At 57.9% G+C, this 1,323-nt stretch carries 1 protein-coding gene; it reads right to left on the bottom strand.

Translation table 11 applies throughout. The annotated features are described in order from the left end of the window. Positions 1-46 precede the first annotated feature (46 nt). Positions 47-1,263 (bottom strand): IS3 family transposase gene (locus QP413_RS09805; RefSeq protein WP_284781587.1). Its coding sequence is split into 2 segments (ribosomal slippage): positions 47-1,002 and positions 1,002-1,263, totalling 1,218 coding nucleotides; the frame shifts between segments, so codons are not numbered across the junction. Positions 1,264-1,323 lie beyond the last annotated feature (60 nt).

Genomic DNA, 1,323 nt, shown 5'->3' with positions numbered 1-1,323 from the left:
TGGGGTTGCCCGCAAATGGTGGACACGTAGTGGAGCTACCTCATAGTTAGGCAGCTGTTTCTTCTTCGTTGGTGGTCTGGGTGATCTGGTGCTCGAAGTCGACGGGGCTGACCATCCCGAGTGCGGAGTGGCGCCGTCGACGGTTGTAGACCACTTCAATCCAGCGGGCGACACCCGCGCGTGCAGCATCCCTGGTAGGCCAGCGCCTACGGTCGTAGAACTCAGTCTTCAACGTCGACCAGAACGATTCAGCCATCGCGTTATCGAAGCACACCCCGGTACGCCCCACGGACTGAGCAATGCCCAGGCCGCGACAGACGTCCCAGAGCTGCTCGCTCGTAAACTGTGCCCCACGGTCAGCGTGAAACACCAGGCCATCAGGAACGTCACCACGCAGCGTATACGCCATCCGCAAGGCCCGCTCGACCAGGGAAGTATCTTGCACACTATCCATAGCCCAACCGAGCACACGGCGGGAATGACCATCACGGACCGCGCACAAGTACAACCAGCCTTCACCGGTGCGCAGGTAGGTAATATCCGACATCCACACCCGATTGAGCTCACCGGCATCAAACATGCGCTTGACCAGATCAGGAAGCGTGGACTTACGCTTGGACTGAATCGTGGTCACCGGGACGAAAGCACGCGGTGAAATCCCCTCAATCCCCATCAAGCGCATCCGCTTAGCCACAGTCTTACGGTTGAGCGCAATGCCGTAGCGCTCAGCCAGTTCTGCGGTAATACGCGGTGCACCGTAGACCTGATCAGAGTCAGCCCAAATCTGGCGGATCTTGCGGTCAACATCATCGTAAAATGCTGCACGATCATCGTTACCTAGGAGGCGTTGCTGCTGGTTATGGGACCATTTGTAGTAGCCGGACCGTGACACCTTCAACAAGCGTGCCATACGTTTGATGCTGTAGTTTGCCTTCTCTCGCCGCATTAGTTCGAACTTTTCTGTTCGCGTTGCTTCGCGGCGAAGAAGGCTGTCGCTTTTGACAAAAACTCGTTGTCCATCCGAGCCTCTGCCAGCTCACGGCGCAAGCGCGCATTCTCGGCCCGAAGATCCGCCGCGCTCATCCCATCGGCAGCGCCTCGGCGCTCCCGCTCATTTTTGACCCATTTGCCCAAAAGCCCCGGGGCGACACCGATCTCTCGGGCCACATGAGCGGTCGGGCGCTGCGACTCAATCACCAGATTCGCGGCTTCACGCCGATACTCCGGCGTGTACTTCTTGCGTTTTTGGCTCACAATGAACATCCTCTCCTACGGACACAACATCCGTACAAGTTGGGTGTCCACTAAACGAGGGTAACCTCA

It is taken from the genome of Corynebacterium sp. UMB4614 (assembly GCF_030217065.1).
In the GTDB taxonomy this organism is placed as follows: Bacteria; Actinomycetota; Actinomycetes; order Mycobacteriales; family Mycobacteriaceae; genus Corynebacterium.
Note: the sequence above shows the minus strand (reverse complement) of the source record. Positions and strands in the feature narration are given on the sequence as shown.